Genomic DNA, 281 nt, shown 5'->3' on the forward strand with positions numbered 1-281 from the left:
ATGCGTAAGCTGATGCAGATCTGTTACGGTGTAATCAAACACCAGCAAGAATATCGACCTCTAGCGACGTGAAATTATCGCTAGAAGTCGGTTGTGAGAGATGGTATCTACACGTAGGACACTGCCTTCTAAACGAAAAACCCCAGCCTTTCGGGCTGGGGTTTCTTTCGTTTGGATGCCTGGCGGTGTCCTACTCTCACATGGGGAGGCCCCACACTACCATCGGCGCTGACATGTTTCACTTCTGAGTTCGGAATGGATTCAGGTGGTTCCACGTCGCT

1 rRNA gene is annotated in these 281 nt (G+C 50.5%); it reads right to left on the bottom strand.

The window, feature by feature from the left end:
* Positions 1–177: 177 nt before the first annotated feature.
* Positions 178–281: ribosomal RNA gene (rrf, locus tag DQW12_RS13395) — 5S ribosomal RNA — on the bottom strand; the annotation flags it as partial.

The sequence above is a fragment of the Aliidiomarina celeris genome (assembly GCF_003316875.1).
Lineage (GTDB): Bacteria > Pseudomonadota > Gammaproteobacteria > Enterobacterales > Alteromonadaceae > Aliidiomarina > Aliidiomarina celeris.